This window comes from Mixta intestinalis (assembly GCF_009914055.1).
In the GTDB taxonomy this organism is placed as follows: domain Bacteria; phylum Pseudomonadota; class Gammaproteobacteria; order Enterobacterales; family Enterobacteriaceae; genus Mixta; species Mixta intestinalis.
Map to the genome: position 1 here is coordinate 2,298,618 of NZ_CP028271.1, position 21,674 is coordinate 2,320,291.

22 protein-coding genes and 1 tRNA gene are annotated in these 21,674 nt (G+C 54.7%); 6 read left to right on the forward strand and 17 right to left on the reverse strand.

The features are described from left to right. Position 1: 1 nt before the first annotated feature. From mepA to prmB, 3 genes are read right to left on the reverse strand one after another with little or no spacing between them, the layout of a single operon-like run. Positions 2–826: a penicillin-insensitive murein endopeptidase gene (gene mepA / locus C7M51_RS10710; RefSeq protein ID WP_160621782.1), complete on the reverse strand. Its 825-nt coding sequence runs from the start codon at positions 824–826 to the stop codon at positions 2–4. Continuing rightward, entirely contained in the window at positions 823–1,914 is a 1,092-nt protein-coding gene (aroC, locus tag C7M51_RS10715; protein ID WP_160621783.1) for a chorismate synthase, read from the reverse strand. Before aroC ends, mepA begins: the two co-directional genes overlap by 4 nt. A 21-nt stretch (positions 1,915–1,935) precedes the next feature. Continuing rightward, a complete protein-coding gene (prmB, locus tag C7M51_RS10720) occupies positions 1,936–2,868 on the reverse strand; it encodes a 50S ribosomal protein L3 N(5)-glutamine methyltransferase (RefSeq protein ID WP_160621784.1) in 933 nt (310 codons plus the stop codon). Positions 2,869–3,033: 165 nt separating this feature from the next. On the opposite strand from prmB, the gene smrB reads away from it, so the two are divergent. Then, positions 3,034–3,582, forward strand: coding sequence for an endonuclease SmrB (gene smrB / locus C7M51_RS10725; RefSeq protein WP_160621785.1), 549 nt, complete (start codon positions 3,034–3,036; stop codon positions 3,580–3,582). A 12-nt stretch (positions 3,583–3,594) separates the two neighbouring features. On the opposite strand, the gene sixA is transcribed toward smrB, so the two are convergent. From sixA to C7M51_RS10745, 4 genes are all read right to left on the reverse strand, one after another. Then, on the reverse strand, positions 3,595–4,077 hold the full coding sequence (sixA, locus tag C7M51_RS10730) for a phosphohistidine phosphatase SixA (protein ID WP_160621786.1): 483 nt from the start codon (positions 4,075–4,077) through the stop codon (positions 3,595–3,597). A gap of 169 nt (positions 4,078–4,246) precedes the next feature. Next, the gene (gene fadJ / locus C7M51_RS10735) at positions 4,247–6,400 is read right to left on the reverse strand and encodes a fatty acid oxidation complex subunit alpha FadJ (protein WP_160621787.1); all 2,154 of its coding nucleotides are present in this window, start codon (positions 6,398–6,400) and stop codon (positions 4,247–4,249) included. A 4-nt stretch (positions 6,401–6,404) separates the two neighbouring features. Next, complete coding sequence (fadI, locus tag C7M51_RS10740) at positions 6,405–7,715, reverse strand: acetyl-CoA C-acyltransferase FadI (protein ID WP_160621788.1); 1,311 nt, start codon at positions 7,713–7,715, stop codon at positions 6,405–6,407. 204 nt (positions 7,716–7,919) lie between these two features. Then, entirely contained in the window at positions 7,920–8,216 is a 297-nt protein-coding gene (locus tag C7M51_RS10745) for a YfcZ/YiiS family protein (RefSeq protein ID WP_160621789.1), read from the reverse strand. Positions 8,217–8,563: 347 nt separating this feature from the next. On the opposite strand from C7M51_RS10745, the gene fadL reads away from it, so the two are divergent. Next, positions 8,564–9,898 carry a long-chain fatty acid transporter FadL gene (gene fadL, locus C7M51_RS10750; protein ID WP_160621790.1) on the forward strand — a complete coding sequence of 445 codons (1,335 nt, stop codon included), beginning with the start codon at positions 8,564–8,566 and terminating at the stop codon, positions 9,896–9,898. 222 nt (positions 9,899–10,120) lie between these two features. Here fadL and mlaA read toward each other — a convergent pair whose 3' ends face one another. From mlaA to ccmA, 10 genes are read right to left on the reverse strand one after another with little or no spacing between them, the layout of a single operon-like run. Then, positions 10,121–10,891, reverse strand: a complete 771-nt coding sequence (gene mlaA / locus C7M51_RS10755; protein WP_160621791.1) for a phospholipid-binding lipoprotein MlaA — start codon at positions 10,889–10,891, stop codon at positions 10,121–10,123. Between the two features lie 35 nt (positions 10,892–10,926). Further along, a complete protein-coding gene (gene ccmI, locus C7M51_RS10760; RefSeq protein WP_160621792.1) occupies positions 10,927–12,144 on the reverse strand; it encodes a c-type cytochrome biogenesis protein CcmI in 1,218 nt (405 codons plus the stop codon). Then, on the reverse strand, positions 12,144–12,602 hold the full coding sequence (locus C7M51_RS10765) for a cytochrome c-type biogenesis protein (protein ID WP_160621793.1): 459 nt from the start codon (positions 12,600–12,602) through the stop codon (positions 12,144–12,146). The genes ccmI and C7M51_RS10765 overlap by 1 nt, the downstream gene beginning before the upstream one ends. Beyond that, the gene (locus C7M51_RS10770; RefSeq protein WP_160621794.1) at positions 12,599–13,156 is read right to left on the reverse strand and encodes a DsbE family thiol:disulfide interchange protein; all 558 of its coding nucleotides are present in this window, start codon (positions 13,154–13,156) and stop codon (positions 12,599–12,601) included. The genes C7M51_RS10765 and C7M51_RS10770 overlap by 4 nt, the downstream gene beginning before the upstream one ends. Then, complete coding sequence (locus C7M51_RS10775; protein WP_160621795.1) at positions 13,153–15,108, reverse strand: heme lyase CcmF/NrfE family subunit; 1,956 nt, start codon at positions 15,106–15,108, stop codon at positions 13,153–13,155. The genes C7M51_RS10770 and C7M51_RS10775 overlap by 4 nt, the downstream gene beginning before the upstream one ends. Then, on the reverse strand, positions 15,105–15,590 hold the full coding sequence (ccmE, locus tag C7M51_RS10780) for a cytochrome c maturation protein CcmE (RefSeq protein ID WP_160621796.1): 486 nt from the start codon (positions 15,588–15,590) through the stop codon (positions 15,105–15,107). The genes C7M51_RS10775 and ccmE overlap by 4 nt, the downstream gene beginning before the upstream one ends. A gap of 1 nt (position 15,591) precedes the next feature. Further along, the gene (ccmD, locus tag C7M51_RS10785) at positions 15,592–15,819 is read right to left on the reverse strand and encodes a heme exporter protein CcmD (protein WP_160621797.1); all 228 of its coding nucleotides are present in this window, start codon (positions 15,817–15,819) and stop codon (positions 15,592–15,594) included. Then, complete coding sequence (locus C7M51_RS10790) at positions 15,816–16,559, reverse strand: heme ABC transporter permease (RefSeq protein WP_160621798.1); 744 nt, start codon at positions 16,557–16,559, stop codon at positions 15,816–15,818. Before C7M51_RS10790 ends, ccmD begins: the two co-directional genes overlap by 4 nt. Positions 16,560–16,596: 37 nt before the next feature. Further along, positions 16,597–17,256 carry a heme exporter protein CcmB gene (gene ccmB, locus C7M51_RS10795; protein WP_160621799.1) on the reverse strand — a complete coding sequence of 220 codons (660 nt, stop codon included), beginning with the start codon at positions 17,254–17,256 and terminating at the stop codon, positions 16,597–16,599. Beyond that, the gene (gene ccmA, locus C7M51_RS10800; protein WP_160621800.1) at positions 17,256–17,873 is read right to left on the reverse strand and encodes a cytochrome c biogenesis heme-transporting ATPase CcmA; all 618 of its coding nucleotides are present in this window, start codon (positions 17,871–17,873) and stop codon (positions 17,256–17,258) included. The genes ccmB and ccmA overlap by 1 nt, the downstream gene beginning before the upstream one ends. 241 nt (positions 17,874–18,114) lie before the next feature. Between ccmA and C7M51_RS10805 the strand changes: the two genes are divergently transcribed. The 4 genes from C7M51_RS10805 (at position 18,115) to C7M51_RS10820 (ending at position 21,604) form a co-directional block, all read left to right on the forward strand. Beyond that, positions 18,115–19,032 (forward strand): formate/nitrite transporter family protein, encoded by a 918-nt coding sequence (locus tag C7M51_RS10805; protein ID WP_160621801.1) that lies wholly within the window; start codon positions 18,115–18,117, stop codon positions 19,030–19,032. Between the two features lie 82 nt (positions 19,033–19,114). Then, positions 19,115–19,186, forward strand: a tRNA-Arg gene (locus tag C7M51_RS10810). 187 nt (positions 19,187–19,373) lie between these two features. Next, positions 19,374–20,663 carry a tyrosine-type recombinase/integrase gene (locus tag C7M51_RS10815; protein WP_160621802.1) on the forward strand — a complete coding sequence of 430 codons (1,290 nt, stop codon included), beginning with the start codon at positions 19,374–19,376 and terminating at the stop codon, positions 20,661–20,663. Next, positions 20,663–21,604, forward strand: a complete 942-nt coding sequence (locus C7M51_RS10820) for a hypothetical protein (protein WP_160621803.1) — start codon at positions 20,663–20,665, stop codon at positions 21,602–21,604. Before C7M51_RS10815 ends, C7M51_RS10820 begins: the two co-directional genes overlap by 1 nt. Positions 21,605–21,674: the final 70 nt, after the last annotated feature.

Below are 21,674 nucleotides of genomic sequence, written 5' to 3' on the forward strand. Positions count from 1 at the left end.
CCTAAAGTAGATGTTTATCCAGCAGCGCCTGACAGGACGGCGGTAACGGCGGCGGCGTACGTTTTACCGGCGTGCCGCTACCCGGTTTTTTCGGAATAAACCAGCTTTCCAGTTCGGCACCACAGCCGTCACCCGGCGGCGGCGGCGCCTGCTCCTCACACTCCAGGCTTTCCGGCGGACAGCGCAGACGCACATGCATGTGCGCACGATGGCCGAACCACGGGCGCACCTTACGCAGCCAGTCGCGATCGCTGCCCGCATCGGCGCACAGCTGCTTTTTAATCGCTGGATTAACGAAGATGCGCGTTACCTCATCATCTTTTGCTGCCAGCTTAATCAGGCTGGCAATCTCCGGCTGCCAGTGGCGCGCCACTACACGCTTGCCGTCCACGCTGACCAGATCGAGCGGCTGCGGTTTCAGCAGCATTTGCGGCGTCCAGCGGCTTTTCGGCAGTTGCAGCCAGATATCCACATCCAGCCCGCTCTGATGGCTGGCGTGACCGCTGCTAAAGCGCCCGCCAGCCGCCATGCCCATATCGCCAATCAGTACCTGCCCCAGCCCCAGATTATGTACCTGCGTGGTCAGCCGCTGAATAAACAACACCAGATCGGGATGACCATAGTAACGGCGTTGATCCTGGCGCATCACCTGATAAGCGGGATTATTCAGCGGCAATGCCTCGGCACCAACGATGCAGCCGTTGGCGAAAGCGCCAATCGCCTGCGGCGAGCCGGGAATGGGATGGGTAATACGTTGCCACGGCGTGGCGGCCAGCGCGGAGCTGCCAAGCAGCAGCCCCGCCAGCAGAAGTAGCCTCTTTTTCATACTGACCAACGCGGAATAGTGGTAGAGACATCGGCACACTGGGCGCGATGACGCAGCAGGTGATCCATCAGCACGATCGCCATCATCGCCTCGGCGATCGGCACGGCGCGGATACCGACACAGGGATCGTGGCGCCCTTTGGTGATCATCTCCACCTCTTCCCCATCACGGGTAATGGTTTTACCCGGCACGGTAATACTGGAGGTGGGCTTCATCGCCAGGTGAGCAATCAGCGGCTGACCGCTGCTGATGCCGCCCAGAATGCCACCGGCATGATTGCTCTGAAAACCGCTGGTACGGATCTCGTCGCGATGCTGGCTGCCGCGCTGGTTAACCACCGCGAAGCCATCGCCGATTTCCACGCCCTTCACCGCGTTAATGCTCATCAGCGCATGCGCCAGATCGGCATCAAGACGATCGAAGACCGGCTCGCCGAGACCCGGCGGTACGTGATCCGCCACCACGGTGACCTTCGCGCCGATAGAGTCGCCCTCTTTTTTCAGCGCGCGCATCAGTTCGTCCAGCGCCTCCAGCTTATCGGGATCGGGGCAGAAGAACGGATTCTGCTCCACCTGATCCCACGCTTTCAGCTCACAGGCAATATCGCCCATCTGCGCCAGATAGCCGCGTACCTCGACGCCAAACTTCATGCGTAGATATTTTTTCGCAATCGCGCCCGCCGCTACGCGCATCGCCGTTTCACGCGCCGATGAGCGCCCGCCGCCGCGATAGTCGCGCAGGCCATATTTCTGCTCATAGGTGTAATCGGCATGACCGGGGCGAAAAAGATCTTTAATCGCACCGTAATCCTGCGAACGCTGATCGGTATTTTCGATCAGCAGGCCAATGCTGGTGCCGGTAGTAACACCGTCAAACACGCCGGACAGAATGCGCACCTGGTCCGGTTCACGGCGTTGGGTGGTGTAGCGCGAGGTGCCCGGACGACGCCGGTCAAGATCGTGCTGCAAATCCGCCTCGGTGAGCGGAATGCCCGGCGGCACGCCATCGACGATGCAACCCAGCGCAATGCCATGCGACTCACCAAAGGTGGTGACGCGAAAAATCTCTCCAATCGTGTTGCCTGCCATCTCGGCTCCGTTATTGTGCGATTAATCTTTGAAATATTTAAAGTGATGTTGTGCGTTTACAATCTGCTCGCGGGTGAGCATAAAGACGCCGTCGCCACCGTTATCAAACTCCAGCCAGGTAAAAGGCACATCGGGATACTGCTCAATCATATGCACCATGCTGTTGCCGACTTCACAAATCAACACGCCCTCCTCCTGAAGATAATCAGGCGCGCAGGCGAGAATGCGCCGCACCAGCTTCAGGCCATCGCTGCCCGCCGCCAGGCCCAGCTCCGGCTCATGGCGATACTCGCCCGGCAGATCGTCCATATCATCGGCATCCACATAGGGCGGATTGGTCACGATCAGATCGTATTGCAGCTTCGGCAGATCGCGGAACAGATCGGAGCGGATCGGCGTGACGTGATGGATCAGCCCGTGATCTTCAATGTTCTGCTCGGCAACCGCCAGCGCGTCGACAGAGAGATCCACCGCATCCACCTCTGCCTCCGGGAAAGCGTAAGCGCAGGCGATAGCGATGCAGGCACTGCCGGTACACATATCCAGAATATGCTGCGGCGACTGGTTCAACAGACCAGCAAAGCGGTTGTTGATCAGCTCGCCAATCGGAGAACGCGGCACCAGCACGCGTTCATCCACATAGAACTCGTGACCGCAAAACCAGGCTTTATTGGTAAGATAGGCGACCGGAATACGTTCGTTCACGCGGCGAATCACGCGTTCAACGATACGATGACGCTCGCTGGAGGTCAGACGCGCATTGCGCATATCTTCAGGAATATCGAGCGGCAGGTACAGGGTTGGCAAAACCAGCTGAACAGCTTCGTCCCAGGGATTATCCGTGCCGTGGCCATACCAGATATTGGCAGCGGTAAAACGACTGACCGCCCAGCGCAGCATGTCCTGAATGGTGTGCAGCTCATTCACTGCTTCATCGACGAAAATTTTGTCCACGTTGCCCTCCACAGGCCGTTCCGTAATAACGGCGGTTAGTTTGCCATGAAGTGCATGAGAATTCAGCGCAGCTGGGTGAAAAAGCTAACTTTTGTTTACAATGCGGGGTATCGTAGCCCTCAGGCCGTGCAGGCCATGACGTTTAACACACAGAAATCAGGCACTATGAAGAAAAAAGAGCAGCTCAGCGATGACGATAAAGCGCTGTTTCGCCAGCTGATGACCGGCACCCGTAAGCTGAAGCAGGATACGATGGTGCATAAGCCCATGCGTAAAAAAGCGGAGGTGTCGCTGAAGCGCCAGCTGTCGGAGCAGGCGGATAACAGCCACTACTTTTCGGACGAATTTCAGCCGCTGCTGGCGGAGGATGGCCCGGTGCGCTATGTACGCAGCGATGTCAGCCACTATGAACTGAAGAAGCTGCGGCGCGGCGACTATACGCCGGAAATATTTCTCGATCTGCACGGACTAACGCAGCAGCAGGCGAAGCAGGAGCTGGGGGCGCTCATCGCCGCCTGTCGTCGCGAACATATTTTTTGCGCCAGCGTGATGCACGGGCACGGTAAACATATTCTGAAGCAGCAGACGCCGCTGTGGCTGGCACAGCACCCGGACGTCATGGCCTTTCATCAGGCACCAAAAATGTTCGGCGGCGATGCGGCCCTGCTGGTGCTGATAGAAGTGGAAGAGTGGCAGCCGCCAGAGTTACCCTGACGGCTCGTGGCGTTACATCGCTTTCGCCAGTTTGGAAGGACTGATCTGCCACTTTAAGCTGCCTTCGCTTTTATCCGCATCGAAATCGATGCAGGCGATGGCGGAAGTGGCAAACATCGGCGGCGGTTCCTGCGGGCAAAGTTCCGAAACCAGATAGCCGACCAGAGGAAGGTGTGAAATCACCAGCACGGAAGCAACGCCCTCTTTTGCCAGCGCCTGTAAATAACAGGCAACCAGTGCCGGATCGCCACCGGGCGTCAGCTCAGGCAATACTTCCTGCTCCGGCGGCAGCGGCAAAGCCTCGCGTACCGTCATTAACGTCTGTTCTGCCCGTAAATAAGGGCTGACCAGCACCCGTTCTATACCCAGAGTCTGGCTGTTCAGCCAGTTGGCCATCTGGCGCGATTCATCACAGCCGCAATGGGTAAGAGGCCGTACCGAATCACTGGCTGCCTCAAGTGCAGCGTCGCCGTGACGCATGATAAAAACTTGCATAAAGCACCGCTGTTGTTTAACAAAATCGTCGGATCATGGGGCTGTCCGACGCTTCATTCTGCGAATGAAGGCTGTGTTGTAACCTAATGGCTTGAGTATAGTCAACCGATTGTTTATTAAACGAGCTATTCATAAAATATAGCGTTCCGCGTGGCAAAAAACGTTTCTGCTAAGCCGCTGAATCATTATGGTTATTCGCGTCATCTGACGATGTGTAAAATTTTGTCCCCTGCCCGGCACAGGCACGTAGCGCAGCACAGGGTGCAAAACGATCGCCATACTGATGCATCAGATTCACTAATGTATTAACCACGTTGGCTGCCCCCAGACGATCGATATAATGGAAAGGGCCGCCGAGAAAGGGCGGGAAGCCGATGCCAAAGACTGCGGCGATATCACCGTCGCGTGGGCTACGCACGATTTCCTCATCCAGACAGCGCACCGCCTCGTTCAACATCATCATCACGCAGCGTTGCGCAATCAGCGCACCGTCCAGACGATGCTGCGGCTGAATATGCAACAGCGCGTAAATCGCTTTATCGGCGCGTTTGCCCTTGCCCTGCCCGTCATAGCGATAAAAACCACGCCCGTTTTTCTTTCCTTTACGGTTATCGTTCAGCACGGCAGCAAACGCCTGCGGCGCAGCAAAACGTTCTCCCCAGGCCTGTTCCAGAATCGGCAAAATTTTTGTGCCGACATCGATGCCCACCTCATCCAGCAGCCGTACCGGGCCCAGCGGAAAACCAAACTTTACCAGCGCCTCATCAACCTTCTCTATCGGCTCGCCTTCCAGCACGCAGCGCATCGCTTCATTTATATAGGGAGCCAGGATGCGGTTAACGTAAAAGCCGGGGCGATCGGCTACTACGACAGGCATTTTCCCTTGTCGTTTAGCCAGCGCCACCGTGGTGGCGATAGTCGCATCGGCGGTCCCCTGATGTGGTATCACTTCCACCAGCATCATTTTGTCTACCGGGCTGAAATAGTGCAGCCCGATAACGTTTTCAGGCCGCTGCGCCTGCGCGGCAATCTCACCGATTGGCAGAGAGGAGGTATTAGAGGCAAAAATCGTCTGGGGCGCGCAGTGCTGCTCCACTTCCGCCACCATTTGCTGCTTGAGGGCTAAATCTTCAAATACCGCCTCGACAATCACATCGCGTCGGGCAAAGCCGTGATAGTCGGTCGCCCCGGTAATCAGCGCCATCTGCCGCTGTCGCTGCGCTGCGGTTATCTGGCGACGCTTTACCCTGCTTTCCAGCAGCTGCCAGCTATATTTCATCGCGTGGCCGACGCCTTCCGCGCTGATATCCTTTATGCGCACCGGCAGTTCCGCCCTGATGGCGGTAACGGCAGCGATTCCGCCGCCCATCAGCCCGCCGCCCAGCACACCAACCGTACGCAGCGGTGCAGGCTCCGCCTCAGCGCCACGCTCCTTTTTCATTGCGTTAGAGGCGAAGAACAGATGGCGCAGCGCGACAGATTGTGGCGTCATCGCCAGTTCGCCGAAAGCAAGCGCCTCGGCTTCATGACCAGCTCGCATCCCCTGCTCCAGCCCGATACGTACCGCCTCCAGGATGCGACGTATCGCCGGATAGTTGCCGTGCGTTTTCGCCTCGCTCTGGCGCGCCGCCAGGTTAAACAGCAGCGTGCGCCCCGCAGGCCCGTTCATCAACCTCTCACGCAGCGGCAGCCGGCGACGCGGGCTTTTTCCCTGTAACGCCAGCGCCGCCGCCGTTTCCAGCAGAATGGCGTGCGGAACCGCCTCATCCACCAGTCCCAGCCTTAACGCCTGCTTTGCCCGTAGTGCTTTGCCGGTCAGCATCAGATTCAGCGCCTGCGAGGCACCAATCAGCCGCGGCAGGCGCTGCGTCCCGCCGCTGCCCGGCAACAGGCCCAGCTGTACTTCCGGTAACCCCAGCCGGGTTTTATCATCCAGCGTACAGACGCGCCTGTCGCAGGCCAGTGCCAGTTCCAGACCACCGCCGAGGCAGGCCCCATGGATCGCAGCCACCACCGGCACCGGCAGCGCGGCAATTTCCGACATAATACGCTGCCCCTGTTCCGCCAGCTGGCGCGCCTCATCGGCGCTGCGGCAGGCGTCAATCATGCCGATATCCGCACCGGCGATAAAAGAATCGGGTTTGCCGGAGATAAAAATCAACCCAACCAAATCCGGCTGCTGACGCAGCTGGGCGATAACGCCACGGATCTCCTGAATAAATGCCGCCCTGAGGGTATTGATTTTTTCGTTGGGTACATCGATGGTCACCACGGCAATATTGTCGCTGCGCACGCTGAAATGAAATGCGGATTGCTGTTCCATAATCTTATTCAACCTCCAGTACCATCGCCGTACCCAGACCACCCGCCGCACAGGCGGTAACCAGCCCCAGCCCACCGCCGCGACGGCGCAGTTCGTTCAGCGTTTGGGTTATCATGCGTGCGCCGGTGGCGGCAAAAGGGTGACCGTAAGCGATAGAGCCGCCCAGCACGTTGAATTTTGCCTCATCGACCTCACCCAGCGCCCGATCGCGGTTAAGCTGTTCGCGAGCAAAACGCGCATCGTGAAACAGTTGCAGGTTAGCCAGCGTCTGTGCGGCAAAGGCTTCGTGCATATCAATCAGGGTTAAATCATTCAGCGTGATACCCGCACGATCCAACGCCAGCGGCGAAGCGTACGCTGGCCCCAGCAGCATATCCTGCCAGACATCGGTAGCGGTAAAAGCGTAGCTGCGCAGATAGCCCAGCGGCGTAATACCCAGCTCTCGCGCTCGGGTTTCCGTCATCAACACGACCGCCGCAGCGCCGTCGGTAAGCGGCGTGCTGTTAGCCGCCGTCACGCTGCCGTGCCGCCGATCGAAAGCGGGACGCAGTCGCGCGTAATCTTCAACGGCGCTGTTCTCCCGCACATTATTATCCTGACGCAGAGCGCTACGCCACGGTGCCACCCAGGCGGTTATCACTTCGTCATCAAGGCGGCCTTCACGCCAGGCCTGCGCTGCACGCTGGTGGGAACGATGCGCCAGCGCATCCTGACGTTCGCGGCTGATACCGTAACTTTTTGCCATCTGTTCGGCGGTATCGCCCATCCGCAGGCCGGTGGAGTATTCAGCCACTGCGGGCGGCATCGGCAGCAGATCGCGCGGACGTAGCTGGCTAAACAGCTTAAGCTTTTTTCCCAGGGTGCGCGTTTTGCTGAGATCGACCAGCGTTCGGCTCAGCTTTTTGCTGACGCCGATCGGCAGTACTGAAGAAGAATCCGCGCCGCCAGCGATCCCGGCGCTGACATTGCCAGCCAGCATGCTTTCCGCCAGGTTAGCGACCGCCTGGAAACTGGTGGCACATGCACGGCTGACGCTGTAAGCATCGGTTCTGACATTCAGTCCGCTGCTGAGCACAATTTCACGGGCGATATTGGGCGCTTCCGGCATCTGGATGACCTGACCAAAGACCAGCTGCTCGATAATCTCTGTCGGTATTTCGCTGCGGGCCATCAGTTCACTGATAACCATGCGTCCCAGCTCGATAGCCGGAATACCGTGCAGCGCCGTGGCCTGACGGGCGAAAGGCGTGCGAAGCCCATGGGTAATGGCGATGCGATCGCCCTGACGCGTCAGCAAAGGAAGCGCTCTGCTCATTATTTTCACCTGTTAACCACGACCGCAGCATCATTGCCAAAGAGGTCAGATCCGACCAGTGTTAACCAGTTTGTAACAAGCTGCCAGCGGTGCGCGCAGAAAATGAGAGCAGCGGCACAGTTGCCGTTAACGGGAGGAAATACGGTGCAAAAGCGGGAAAGGACAGACAGGCGGCGCCGTTGAACACAGCGCCGCGGCGGAGAATTAGCGCAGGCCCAGCTGGAAAATCAGCGTTTCAGCCTGGCAGCTGAAAGTAAAATCGACGTTCAGAAGAACGCCATCTGGCTGGTCAGTAAAGCGGGCGTTAATTTCGCAAGGTTCAGATTCCACGCCACGCGCTTTTTCCGTCAGCGTTGCCAGCATCGCTTCCGCCTGCTGGCGGTTATCAAACAGCCGCGCCCAGGAAGCGGTGCAGTCGCTGTTATCCATTACGGTGCCTACATCCACACAGCAGCAGGCCGCCGTTTCATTGGCGCTACATTTATTCAGAGCATCACTCATTATTATCTCCCACTATTCGCTTTATAAGGCATGAATAAATTGTTCGTTATTTTACGCCGTTCATTCATCCATCACTAAATAGTGTGAGTGCTATCACTGATATTATTGATCTGGCGCAGGAATAAAGCGGCGCATCGGCTAAAAGACACACGTTTTTGCTACGTGGATCTTATTTCATCGATCATATTTGAAATATTTTAAAAACAATATTGCAACATACACACAGGTCAGACCTATACTGTGCGCACTGGTCTGATTTGTGCGTTGTATTTCAGCCCCTACAATCCCCGGTCCCTTGTTACGTCGTGTAACAGAATTTATAAAAATCACATAATGAGGTTGTGGTCATGAACCATAAAAACCTGTGTGCAAAAACAGCATTGGCGGCTGCAGTGGCACTAGCTTCCGGCAATCTTTACGCAGCGGGCTTCCAGCTCAATGAGTTTTCTTCCGTTGGTTTAGGACGCGCCTATTCTGGCGAAGGCGCAATCGGCGATACGGCGGCTTCCGCCAGCCGCAACCCGGCTACCATGGCATTAATGGATCGCCCGATGTTTTCTGTCGGTGCGGTATTTATCGATCCGGACGTGAATATTGATGGCGATAGCGCTTCTGGCAACAGCCTGAAAGCCGAAAATATCGCGCCTACGGAGTGGGTGCCTAATATTCATTATGTGCAACCGATTAACGATCGCTGGTGGATTGGCGCCTCTGCCACCACCAATTACGGCCTTGCCACCGAATTTAATGATGACTACGCAGGCGGTGCCTACGGCGGCAAAACCGATCTGCTGACTACCAACCTGAATTTAAGCACTGCCTGGCGCATGAATGAACATTTCAGCTTCGGCGTGGGCTTTGATGCCGTTTATGCGCGGGCGAAGATTGAGCGCTATCTTGGCGAATACAGCGGCCTGGTTACCGCCGCAACCGGACTTCCGGCTCGTGCCGATACGCAGGTAGCGCACCTGAAAGGTGACGAATGGGGCTACGGCTGGAATGCTGGTGTGCTTTACGAAGTGGATGAAAATAACCGCTTCGGCCTGACCTACCGTTCTGAAGTGAAAATCGATTTCGACGGCGACTATAAGAGTTCAATTCCACCGCAGCTGAACACCATTGCCGGTGCGCTGGGCCTGCCTTATGGCACCGGTGGCAGTACCATCCCGGGCGCACTGACGCTGAACCTGCCGGAGATGTGGGAAGTTTCAGGCTACCATAAAGTCGCGCCACAGTGGGCGGTACACTATAGCCTGGCCTATACCAGCTGGAGTCAGTTCCAGGAGCTGAAAGCTACCGGTAACAACGGTCAGGAGCTGTTTTATAAGCAAGAAGGCTATAAAGATGCTTACCGCATCGCGCTGGGCACCTCTTATTTTTACGATAAGAACTGGACGTTCCGTGCCGGTATCGCCTTTGATGACAGCCCGGTTCCGGCTGACAGACGCTCAATTTCTATTCCCGATCAGGATCGTTTGTGGCTGAGCGCCGGTGCCTCGTATGCCTTTAACGATAATGCGTCAGTAGACGTTGGCGTATCTTATATGCACGGTCAGAAAGTGACGGTACGTGAAGGTGTGGATCCGGTTGCCACCGCACGTAACGGCGCAAGCACCCCTTATGAATTCGATTCAGAAGGTAAAGCCTGGCTTTACGGCGCTAACTTTAACTATCGCTTCTGATAGCAGAGCTGAAAGGAAAAAAGCGGGAGATTCCCGCTTTTTTTATGGCACTAAGCTTAAGGCACAGGGAGGCCGGGCAGAAGAGTAAAGCGTCCCGCGCCATGGACGGCGCGGGCCGAGCGGTCATGGATGACGGATTTTGCGTCTTTACGTTCGGCCCGGCCTCCCTGTGCAGTCACGGTCTTTATCTTTTAAAAGCGGAACCCCTTCCGCTTTCTGCTCTTACTCCGCCTCGGCAGCGTCGATATCGTCCAGATCGCCTTCAATCGCCTGCGCGTTCGGGTTCTCCGCTGGCTTCAGCTTACCGCCGTTTGCCAGGAAATCGTGCCGCTGGAAATAGGCGTTACGTATAAACGCATAGGGATCGCTGGTATTACGCAAAATCGCATCGGAATCCAGCAGCTGCGCGCGCGTCTCGACGCCTTCCAGCATCCATTTACCGGCGGTCATCGGCCAGCTCAGCCAGCCCAGCACCGGATAGAGCGTATCCACATAGTCACCACCATCCTCACGCGGCGTAAAACTGCCGTAGCCGGGCAACACCACATAAGGCCCGTAGCCAACGCCCCAGGCTCCTAATGTGCCACCGAAACGCTGCGGCTCCTCGCGCGCCAGCTTCTCGTTAGCCATTCCCGCAACATCAATAAAGCCACCCATGCCCAGCACGGTATTCAGGAAAAAGCGGTTAAAGTGAATCATGCCGCGCCTGGGATCGCCGCGCAGGAAGGAGTTCACCATCGCCGCCGGTTCATCAAGGTTTCCCAGGAAATTGCTGAGGCCGGTACGCGCCGGAACGGGCACATAATCGCGCCATGCCACCGCCACCGGGCGCAAAACGTAAGGATCCAGCACGTTGTAGTTAAAATTAAACATCGTGCGGTTAAAACCTTCCAGCGAATCGGAACGCCCCTGCGGTTCGCGATTATCCTGAGAGCTGGCGCAGCCGACTAACAGTATGCTTGCCAGCGCCAACCCCGTCAGGCGGTAGTTCATAATCTTCTCCCTGTACTGATTGAGTGCTTACCGTTTCAGGGCTGCTGCTGATTGATCTCAACAGTCAGATGCTGCTGACCATCAAAGGGCGTCAGTGCGCTCTCGCCAAACCAGTCGCCGGTTTGCGGAGTAGCGCTGCCTTCACGTATGATGCGCACGCGTGCCAGCACCTGATGCTGCGCAGAAAGCAGACGATCCGCTACCATGGCGTTGCTATCATCCAGCGTCAGCGATAGCGGAAAATGACTCAGCGGCAACCGCTTAACCGCCACCGGAACCGGTGAAACACCGTCGAAAACAGAAATATACATGACTCCGCCCTGCGGTAACATTTTTTCTGCTTCCGGTGCCAGCGTAATGGTCAGCGACAGCTTGCTGGTTTGCAGCCCTGCGGCAGTCTTCGCCTGTTCAATATTGCGCTTTACCTGCGCAATACGCGTATCGCCCGCGGGCAACAGCAACAGCATGGTTTGCCAGGCACCGATGGCCCGCTGGTACTGCTGCTGCTCAAATGCGTTAAACGCCGCAAGGCTAAGTATGCGCACATTATCGGGATTCTGCTTTAACATCGCGTTAAGCATCGCTTGCGCTTCCCGATTATCCTGCGGATCGCTGGAGCGCGTCAGCACATCTGCATAGCTGAGCTTGATCTCTTCATTATTCGGTGCCAGCTGTAACGCACGCTGAAACGACTGCACGGCAGTATTACGATTATTTAACACCATGCCGATGCGTCCCAGAATCAGCCAGTCATGTACGCTGTCCTTATCCTGCTGTAGCGCAGTACGCATCCCCAATCCCAGACGTGCCAGCTCTTCTACCGACAGCGGCTTCGCTTCCGCGTCCAGCAGGCGCGCACGCAGCGCGGGATATTCCGCCTGTACCTGCTGCCAGCCAACCAGACCCGGCAGATCGCCGGTTTTCAGGTAACAGCCCAGGCTAACCAGCACCAGAACCAGCACGCCCGGCAACAACACCCAGCGGCTCAGCGGGCGCACCGGCGTCGCGGGCGTCGCATCGGCAGGAATATCCGCCAGCAGCGTTTGCTGTAGCTCCTGCACCATCGGCTGACGCGCGGCGATAACGCCCAGCGCCTCATCCTGCTCCAGCTCCTTCAGCCGCTGCTGATAAAAAAGCGTATTCAGCGCGTTGCGATCGACGGCAGCATGGCGATCGCCCCGCCAGCCCGCTGCAAGCAACAGCACAGTCGATGCCGCCAGCAGCGCTATAACTACTATCCAGAAAAGCGTCATTATGGTTTCCTGTCACCGTTCAGCAGCGCATCAAGCCGCTGCTGCTCCGCTTCGTCCAGCTGCTCGCTCTCGGCCGGCAGACGGCGGCTGCGTAAAAAAATCACCAGACCGCCCGCCAGGATAAACAGCAGCGGCCCGGCCCACAGCACCAGCGTTGATGCCCGCATCGGCGGCTGATAGGTAACGAAATCGCCGTAGCGCGCAATCATATACTCTGTAATCTGCTCTTCACTCTGTCCCTGCTTCAGCAGCTGATAAACTTTCATTCGCATATCGGCGGCAATCATCGCGTTGGAATCGCCAATGCTGTTGTTCTGGCATTTAGGACAGCGCAGCGAGGTGGTAAGCTCACGGTACTGCTGCTCCTGCTGTGCGGAATCAAACTGCCAGGTTTCAATTGCCGCCAGCGCGCTCAGGCTGAGCAGCATCCCCGCCAGTAACAGAATTACTTTTCTCATCTCTCCGCCTCTTTGCTGTATTTTTGCCACAGCGGTGCCAGTTCCTGTTGCCAGACACGATCGTTCAAATCCCCCGCATGGCGATAACGAATAATGCCCTGACCATCAATCAAAAATGTTTCCGGTGCGCCATACACGCCCAGATCCAGGCCGAGCATACCGCTGCCGTCATACAGGCTGAGCGCATAAGGATTACCAAGCGTATTCAGCCAGTTAATCGCTTTTGCGCGATCGTCCTTATAGTTCAGCCCCACCACGCGCACGCCCTGTTCCGCCAGGACGTTGAGATATTGATGCTCAGCGCGGCAGGTAGGACACCAGGTTGCCCAGACGTTCAGCAACAGCGGTTTGCCGTCCGCCAGCACCGACTGATTAAAGGTTTTACCCGGAATATCCAGCGCTTCCAGCTTAAACAGCGGCACCGGCTTGCCGATCAACGCCGATTCCAGCCGCGTCGGATCGTCGCCGTCGGCATTACGCGATAGCTGCCACATCAGCGCTGCGGCCAGCAACAGAAAAAGAATCAGCGGAATAAAAAGGATCTTCTTGTTCATACCGTTTCCCGTTGCGCTTTGTGACGGCTGCGGTAACGCGGATCGAGCAGGCAAAGCAGCCCGCCGCAGGCCATAAACAGGCCGCCGTACCATATCCAGCGCACAAAAGGTTTGTAATAAATCCGCACCGCCCAGGAACCATCGCTGAGTTCCTCGCCAAGCGCAGCATAAAGATCGCGCGTCAGGCCGCCGTCAATTGCCGCTTCGGTCATCATACTGCGCGCCACGTTGTAGTAGCGTTTTTCCGCCCGCAGGGTCGCCTCTGGTTTGCCGTTACGCGTTACGTCGATCAATGCCTCGCCGCCGCTGTAATTTGGCCCCTGTAGCTCCCGCACTTCGCGGAACAGGAAGCGGTACTGATGGATATCAACGCTGTCACCGCCCTTCATACGCACATCGCGCTCAACGCTGTAATTCTGGCTGAAGGCGATACCGATTACCGTAACGGCAACGCCGAGGTGCCCCAGCACCATGCCCCAGTGGCTGCGCGACAGTTTGCTCATACCGCGCAGCAGGCTGTGTCGATGCGTGGCGCGTTCATGCAGCTCCAGCAGCGTCAATATAATGACCCACAGCGCCATCATCAGCCCAACCACCGTCATCGCCTCAATACGATCCTGCATCAGCCACGGCAGCAGCACCGACAGCAACAAGGTGATCAGCAGCGCCAGCGCCAGCCGTTTCCAGAGTTTTTGCGGTTCATCACGACGCCAGCGTACCAGCGGACCGATACCCAGCATCAGCGCAAACGGCGCCATCAGCCAGCTGAACATGGTGTTAAAAAACGGCTGACCGATAGAGATGGAGCCAAGCCCCAGCTGCTTATGTACCAGCGGCAGCAGCGTTCCCAGCAGCACAACCAGCATTCCGGCAATCAACAGTACGTTATTACCGAGCAGGAAAGATTCACGCGACCAGAAATCGTTCTGCACTCGGCTGCGCACCCGCCCGCCTTTAAGGGCATACAGCAACAGCGAACTGCCGATAACAATCACCAGGAAGGCGAGAATAAACATGCCGCGCGCGGGATCGGACGCGAAGGCGTGAACCGATACCAGCACCCCTGAGCGAACCAGAAAAGTGCCGAGCAGGCTAAGCGAAAAGGCGGTTATCGCCAAAAGCACCGTCCAGGCCTTAAAGGTGCCGCGCTTCTCCGTGACTGCCAGCGAATGCATCAATGCGGTTCCCACCAGCCACGGCATAAAGGAAGCGTTTTCCACCGGATCCCAGAACCACCAGCCGCCCCAGCCCAGCTCGTAATAGGCCCAGGCCGAACCGAGTACGATACCGATGGTCAGAAACAGCCAGGCCGCAATGGTCCACGGGCGCGACCAGCGTGCCCAGGCGGTGTCAAGCCGCCCGGCCATCAGCGAGGCGATAGCAAAGGCGAAGGCGACGGAGAATCCGACATAGCCCATGTAGAGCAGCGGCGGGTGAAAAATCAGCCCGATATCCTGTAGCATCGGATTCAGATCGCGCCCGTCAATGGGAAAATCGGGCAGCGTGCGGGCAAAGGGATTAGAGGTAAAAATAATAAACAGCAGAAAACCGAAACTGATCATCCCCATTACCGCCAGCACACGGGCGATAGCGTCCTGTGGCATACCGCGACTAAAGATTGCCACCGCCAGCGTCCAGCCGCTAAGCATCAGCAGCCACAGCAACAGTGAGCCTTCGTGCGCGCCCCAGGTAGCGGCGATACGATAGCCAACCGGCAGCTGGCTGTTAGAGTTATTCGCTACATAGGCAACAGTAAAATCATTGACGATAAATGCATGAACCAGCAGCAAAAAACTGCCCGCCACGCAGAGAAACAGCCCGATGGCCAGCGGACGCGCCAGCCCGATCAGGCGGCTATCCTGGCGCGATACGCCCCATAGCGGATAGACGCTCAGCAGCAGCGATACGGCCAGCGCCAGACAGAGCAGAAAATGCCCGATTTCCGGCATCATGGGCGGCCACCCTGCGGCAGCGCTATCGCTGCCGGACTTTGATGATTCTTCTTCATCGCGTCAGCAATTTCCGGCGGCGTATATTTCTCATCATGTTTCGCCAGCACCTCTTTCGCGTTGATCCGGTTGCCCGTCAGCAACTCGCCCTGCGCCACAACGCCCTGCCCTTCCCGAAACAGATCGGGCAGGATGCCTTCATAGCTGACATCAACAACGCCGTTAGCGTCATAGAGTTTAAAATTGACGCGCAGCGTTTTCTCATCACGTTTTACGCTACCGGGCATCACCATACCGCCGACGCGCAGCCGCTGGCCCGGTTCAGGCTTCGCCAGCGCCTCGCCTTTGCCGTTAATAATTTCGCTGGGCGTATAGAAGAGATCGATATTTGAACGCAGCGCATACATCACCAGCGTCGTCGCCAGGCCCAGTCCCATAAGGATCGCCACCACCATATAAAGCCGATTTTTACGACGGGTATTCACATTATTCTCCTGCCGCCTGGCTTGCGGCCTGTTTCATTTTTGCCGCCCTGATGCGACGTTCACGCGCCTGATGCTGGTGCACGCTTTTTAACAGCTGGCGACGCTGCCAGAAGGTATGCGCAATCAACAGCGCCAGCGGCAGCAGCGTAAAGCTGACGGCCAGCCAGACATAAAAGCCGTAGCCGCCCATCGCCAGAAAATCCTGCCATGATGAAAATGCGAGATTCATACGGCGTCTCCTTTTCGGTTTACCAGCGCGGCAACCCAGGGGCGATGGCGTTCGGTCAGCAAAATCAGGTTACGCAGACGCATCAGCGTCAGGGAGATAAATAACAGCAGGTAGCCAACGATTGACCAGCGCAGCGGGCTGCGCATGACGGGCGCTATCGCCTGCTGCATCGCGCCGGATGATCCCTGATGCAGCGTGTTCCACCACTGTACGGAAAAATGGATGATGGGAATATTGACCACACCGACGAGAATTAAAATCCCGGCGGCACGTCCGGCAAGACGCCGATCGTCAAAAGCATTGTAGAGCGCAATAACCCCCATATAGAGAAACAGCAGCACCAGCTCGGAGGTTAAACGCGCATCCCAAATCCACCAGGTGCCCCACATCGGCTTGCCCCATGCGGAACCGGTTACCAGCGCGATAAAAGTAAAGGTAGCGCCGACCGGAGCCATCGCAGCGGCGGCTAAATCAGCCATTTTCATTTGCCACACCAGGCCGATAAAGGCCGCTACGGCCATCGCGCTGTAAACGCCCATCGACCAGATCGCGGCAGGCACATGGATATAGATGATGCGATAGCTTTCGCCCTGCTGATAGTCGGGCGGAGCAAAACCAAATCCCCAAATCCAGCCAATAAGTAATGCCAGTGCCGCCGCCAGGCCGAACCAGGGAACCAGTCGGCCACTAAACTGATAAAGCCGTTCCGGCTTAGCCAGCTGATGAATCCATTTCCACATTATTATTGCTCACAGTAAAAACATAAAACGGTTGCGCTCAGTGCAGGCTGATACGTAACGCCGCTGCCGTAGCGAATGGCGCAAGGCTTGCACTGGCCGCCAGCATAGCGCCCAAAATCGCCAGATAGCCGTTAATGGGTAACCCCATACCGGCTGCGTCAATTGCCGCGCTGGCGAAAATAAGCACCGGCACCGCCAGCGGCAGCACCAGCAAACTCAGTAAGATACCGCCACGGCGCAGGCCAACGGTTAACGCCACACCGATCGCGCCCAGAAAGCTGAAAACAGGCGTGCCCAGCAATAGCGTCAGCGCCAATGCCCACCAGCTGGCAAAGTTGAGCGACAGTAACAGTGCTGCCAGTGGTGAAAGCAGCAGCAGCGGCAAACCGGTGATCGTCCAGTGCGCGATGACCTTTCCCAGCACCGTGACCGGCAACGGCGTCGGCAGCAACAGCAGCTGTTCCAGCGATCCATCGGCAAAATCATCGCGAAACAGCCTTTCCAGCGCCAGCAACGAAGAGAGTAACGCGGCTACCCACACCACGCCCGGCGCAATGCGCGCCAGCAGCTGCGGTTCAGGGCCAATCCCCAGCGGAAACAGCGTAATCACGATTAAAAAAAACCACAGCGGATTAATGACTTCAGAACCGCTACGAAAAGCGATGCGCAGTTCCCGGCCGATCACGCGCCACAGCATTAGCTTATCTCTCCTGCCGTCAGGCTTATTTTTCGCAGCGGCCAGGCAGCAGAGGGCAACGGCTGATGCGTGGTCAAAATAACCAGGCCGCCATGCCGCGCGTGTTGCACAAAGAGCGCCATCAGTTTTTCTACCCCGTTAACATCTATCGCCGTCAGGGGTTCATCAAGGATCCAGACCGGCGCTTTGCTGAGCCACAGCCGCGCCAACGCCACGCGCCGCTGCTGCCCTGCTGAGAGCTGCGCTACGGCAACCTCTTCAAGGCCCAGCAGATCGACAGCCTCCAGAGCGGCAAAATGCTGTTCTTCAGAACATTCGGCATGATAAAAAGCGAGATTTTCCAGCGGCGAAAGCACGCTTTTTACCCCAGGCTGGTGCCCGAGAAACAGCAGATCGCGATGCCAGCGTTCCCGCTGTCGACGTAGCGGCTCTTCCTGCCAGCACACTTCACCCCGCTCGGCGCGGCTAAGCCCTGCCAACAGGCGCAACAGCGAGGTTTTACCGGCACCGTTCGGTCCTTCAATCTGGACGATATCGCCGCGATTTACCGCAAAATGAAGATCGCTGAACAGCACGCGTTCATCGCGTACACAGGTCAGATTGATGGCTTCCAGCATGGGGGGAAATATCGCACTATTAAATCGGGTCGCGATAATAACATAAGTCAGTATCACCCCGAAGCGTAGCCAGCCTCTGCGAACTGGTTGATTTGATTAAACAACCCGCATCAGATCAAGTTTTTGGTGAAAAATACAACGACATTAAAGCTTTGTTACCTTTCCACTAAAAATTAGTCACATTTTACTTACGTGAAACCTGGCTACGCTTAAATCACTATTTGATATCACTGGGGACGTTATGTCATCGCAACAGCAGCAGGAACATGAACCGGAAGTCGAGAGCGAAGAGAAGGAGCATGGCAAAGAGATAGAAGTAGATGAAAAGCGACTTCCCTCACGCGCCGCGGCTATTCACGAGCAGATACGTCAGGATGGAGAGAAAGAACTGGAACGGGATGGCATGGCACTACTGTGGTCAGCTATCGCCGCCGGGCTTTCTATGGGGGCTTCACTGATGGCAAAAGGTATCTTTCAAACGCACCTGACAGACGTCCCGGGCGCATTTCTGCTGGAGAATTTAGGTTATACCTTCGGCTTTATTATTGTCATTATGGCTCGTCAGCAGCTGTTTACTGAAAATACGGTCACAGCCGTATTGCCAGTAATGCATAAACCATCCGGCAGTAATTTCCTGCTGTTGCTGCGTCTGTGGGGCATCGTGCTGCTGGGCAACCTGATCGGTACCGGGCTGGCGGCGCTGGCCTTTACGCATATGCCCATCTTTGACGACCCGACACGCCTTGCCTTTACCCATATCAGTGAAAAAGTTATGGCGAATCCGCCTGGTGAGATGTTTGCAAATGCCATTGTAGCTGGCTGGATTATCGCCACTATGGTCTGGATGTTTCCTTCGGCTGCCGCCGCGAAAGTGCTAATTATTGTGGTGATGACCTGGCTGGTAGCCCTGGGCGATCTGTCACATATTGTCGTGGGTTCGGTAGAAGTCTGGTATCTGGTTTTTACCGGCGATCTTCCCTGGCAGGCATTTATCTGGCCCTTCGCCCTGCCCACTCTTGTTGGCAATATTATCGGCGGCACCTTTATCTTTGCGCTGCTCAGCCACGCGCAAATTCGTAACGATATGAGTAATAAAGCAAAAGCGGAGGCCGAAGCAAAACGCAAAAGGCAGGAGAAAACCGGCAAAAAGGCCACCTGATCGCCATGCTGCTGGTATTATGAGCAATCAGGCGGGTAAGTGGTTAATCTACGGAAGAAATTGCGCTATACTGCCCGCCGCCGTCCCCTTAGTTAAATGGATATAACGAGCCCCTCCTAAGGGCTAGTTGTAGGTTCGATTCCTGCAGGGGACAATACCCTTTCATTTCATCACGTTTCAACACACTTCACCTCCTCCCTTAAAACCAGCAAAATCAGGGCTTGACGCCTTGAACATGGTTTCAGTTCATTTCATGACATTACATGATTCTGATGGTATCGTTGATGGTACTCACGGTTCGATAAGCCGATACCATCAACTGACAACAAAGATTACCCTCCATGGCACTAAATGAGCTATCACCTAAGAAAGTTGAAAACGCTAAACCCAAAGAAACAGACTACAAACTGACGGATGGGGGCAGCCTGTATCTTTTAGTTAAAAAGAACGGGACCAAGGCATGGCGAATGAACTACAGATTTAACGGCAAACAAGCTACGCTGGCTTTGGGCGTTTTCCCAGACGTTTCGCTGGCACTTGCCCGTAAGCGCAGAGATGAAGCAAGGCAACTTTTAGCCGACGGTGTTGACCCCAGAGTATCTAAAAAAGCAGCGCCAACAGAACCCACCTCGGCTACATTCCAGACAATCGCTTTAGAGTGGCATAAAGGCTCTATAGGCCATCCCTCATGGAAAGAGATTACCCGCATTAAAATTTTAAGAGAAATGGAAAATCATATTTTCCCATTTATCGGAAATAAACCCATCGATTCATTAAAAACAAGTGATCTGTTGCCATTATTGGTGAGGATGAGTGATCAGGGAATTGGAGCGACAACAGGAAGAGTGAAAACTACTCTTGCAAGTGTTTTCCGGTACGCTATTCAGCGTGGAATTGTTGAATACAACCCTACCCATGATCTAAGAGGAGCAATTGCCAGCCCCAAAATAAAGCATCGCCCTGCACTTCCGTTAGAACGATTACCCGAATTAATATCAAAAATTGATAGCTATACTGGGAGACCGTTAACTAAGTTGGCGGTATTATTTTCCCTTCATACTTTTGTTCGCTCCAGTGAACTGAGACATGCAAGATGGGGGGAAATTAATTTTGAAACTGCAATGTGGACTATTCCTGCTCAAAGAAAAAGAATTGAGGGGGTAAAATATTCAGAACGCGGGGCAAAAATGGGTAGTATTCATTATGTTCCATTATCTAATGAAGCTATTGATGTTCTCGAAGCCATTAAAAAAATAAGTGGTGAGTATGAGCTTATTTTCCCCGGAGATAGTAACCCTTACAAGCCGATGAGTGAGAACACAGTTAATAAGTCATTGAGGATTATGGGGTACGACACGCAGGCGGACATTTGCCTTCACGGATTTAGAGCAATGGCGTGCTCAGCCCTGACAGAATCAGGGTTATGGTCTAGGGATGCAGTGGAACGGCAAATGAGCCATCAAGAACGAAATGAAGTGCGAGCGGCTTATGTTCACCTGGCACAACACATGCAAGAACGCCGGAGAATGATGCAATGGTGGTCACATTATATAATCAGCAATTGTGAAAGTTATATTGCACCCTATGAAATTAGTGAAAAACCATTGACAATGCTTAAGGTGGTCAAATAATGAGCAGACATAACGAAAAAAATATTTGGAAACGTAACGGCTTAGCCCCATTAGAATATTGCTCTATATCAAGAGCGGCAAAAATACTTGATTGTGAAATTGATGATATATTCCACTGGTGTTATACAGGAAAAATTAACCTCTGCTTAAATTTTCAAAAAATATATTATTTCTACATTCCATTCTTAAAATCTGATGGTAATATTTTAGAGCAAGTTGAAACCCTCAATCTTGAAGCTCTGCCATCTGCTGATGGCATACCATATATTTTCTCAGATAAATTTAAGTCAGGTTATTTTTACATACCTGAAAAATTTCATTTGGTCGAAACCGAAGAACATTACTTGGTACAAACATATCTTAATGGAATATGGCCTGTAGATGGAAATATTTTATCTGCAATAAATACGGGATTAATGGATTCAATTGAACTTTCTTTATTTAGTGAAGAAAACCCCGAATTTAAATCAGAAGGGGAAAGATTTCAACTCATTTCTCCAATTTTGATAAACAATCAATTTTCTGGAAAATTAAAGAACTGCGTAGAGGTTGATATTAAATACTTACAGTATCTTTGCGAGCACGCTCCTGATATAAACGACAAGCACTATCAGCTGCAAATTACTGGTTACTATATTGAATATATAAATAAACATGCTTTATCTGGCACACACATGCCTGTAATAAGCAAGGATAAAGATACAAGAACATTAACCTCATATCAAACAACTGAAACGCCGAAAGTCAGGACTACAGCAAAGCAATCAACCTACATAGCATCCCTGATGAATGCTTTGGGAGTAACGGAAGAAATGATGAGATTTTCATCTATTACTCAAATAAAAGATCATCTGAGCAGAAAAGCAGGCCCTGAAATGGAACTACCTGAAATCACTGATGATACTTTAGATGACTGGCTTCAAAGGGCAGGTAAAAGGTAGATAATTTTTGATAATTCTGACGAGTTTTCAAAAACTCCGCGCATTGCTGCACACCTAAAAGTAGCCTGCA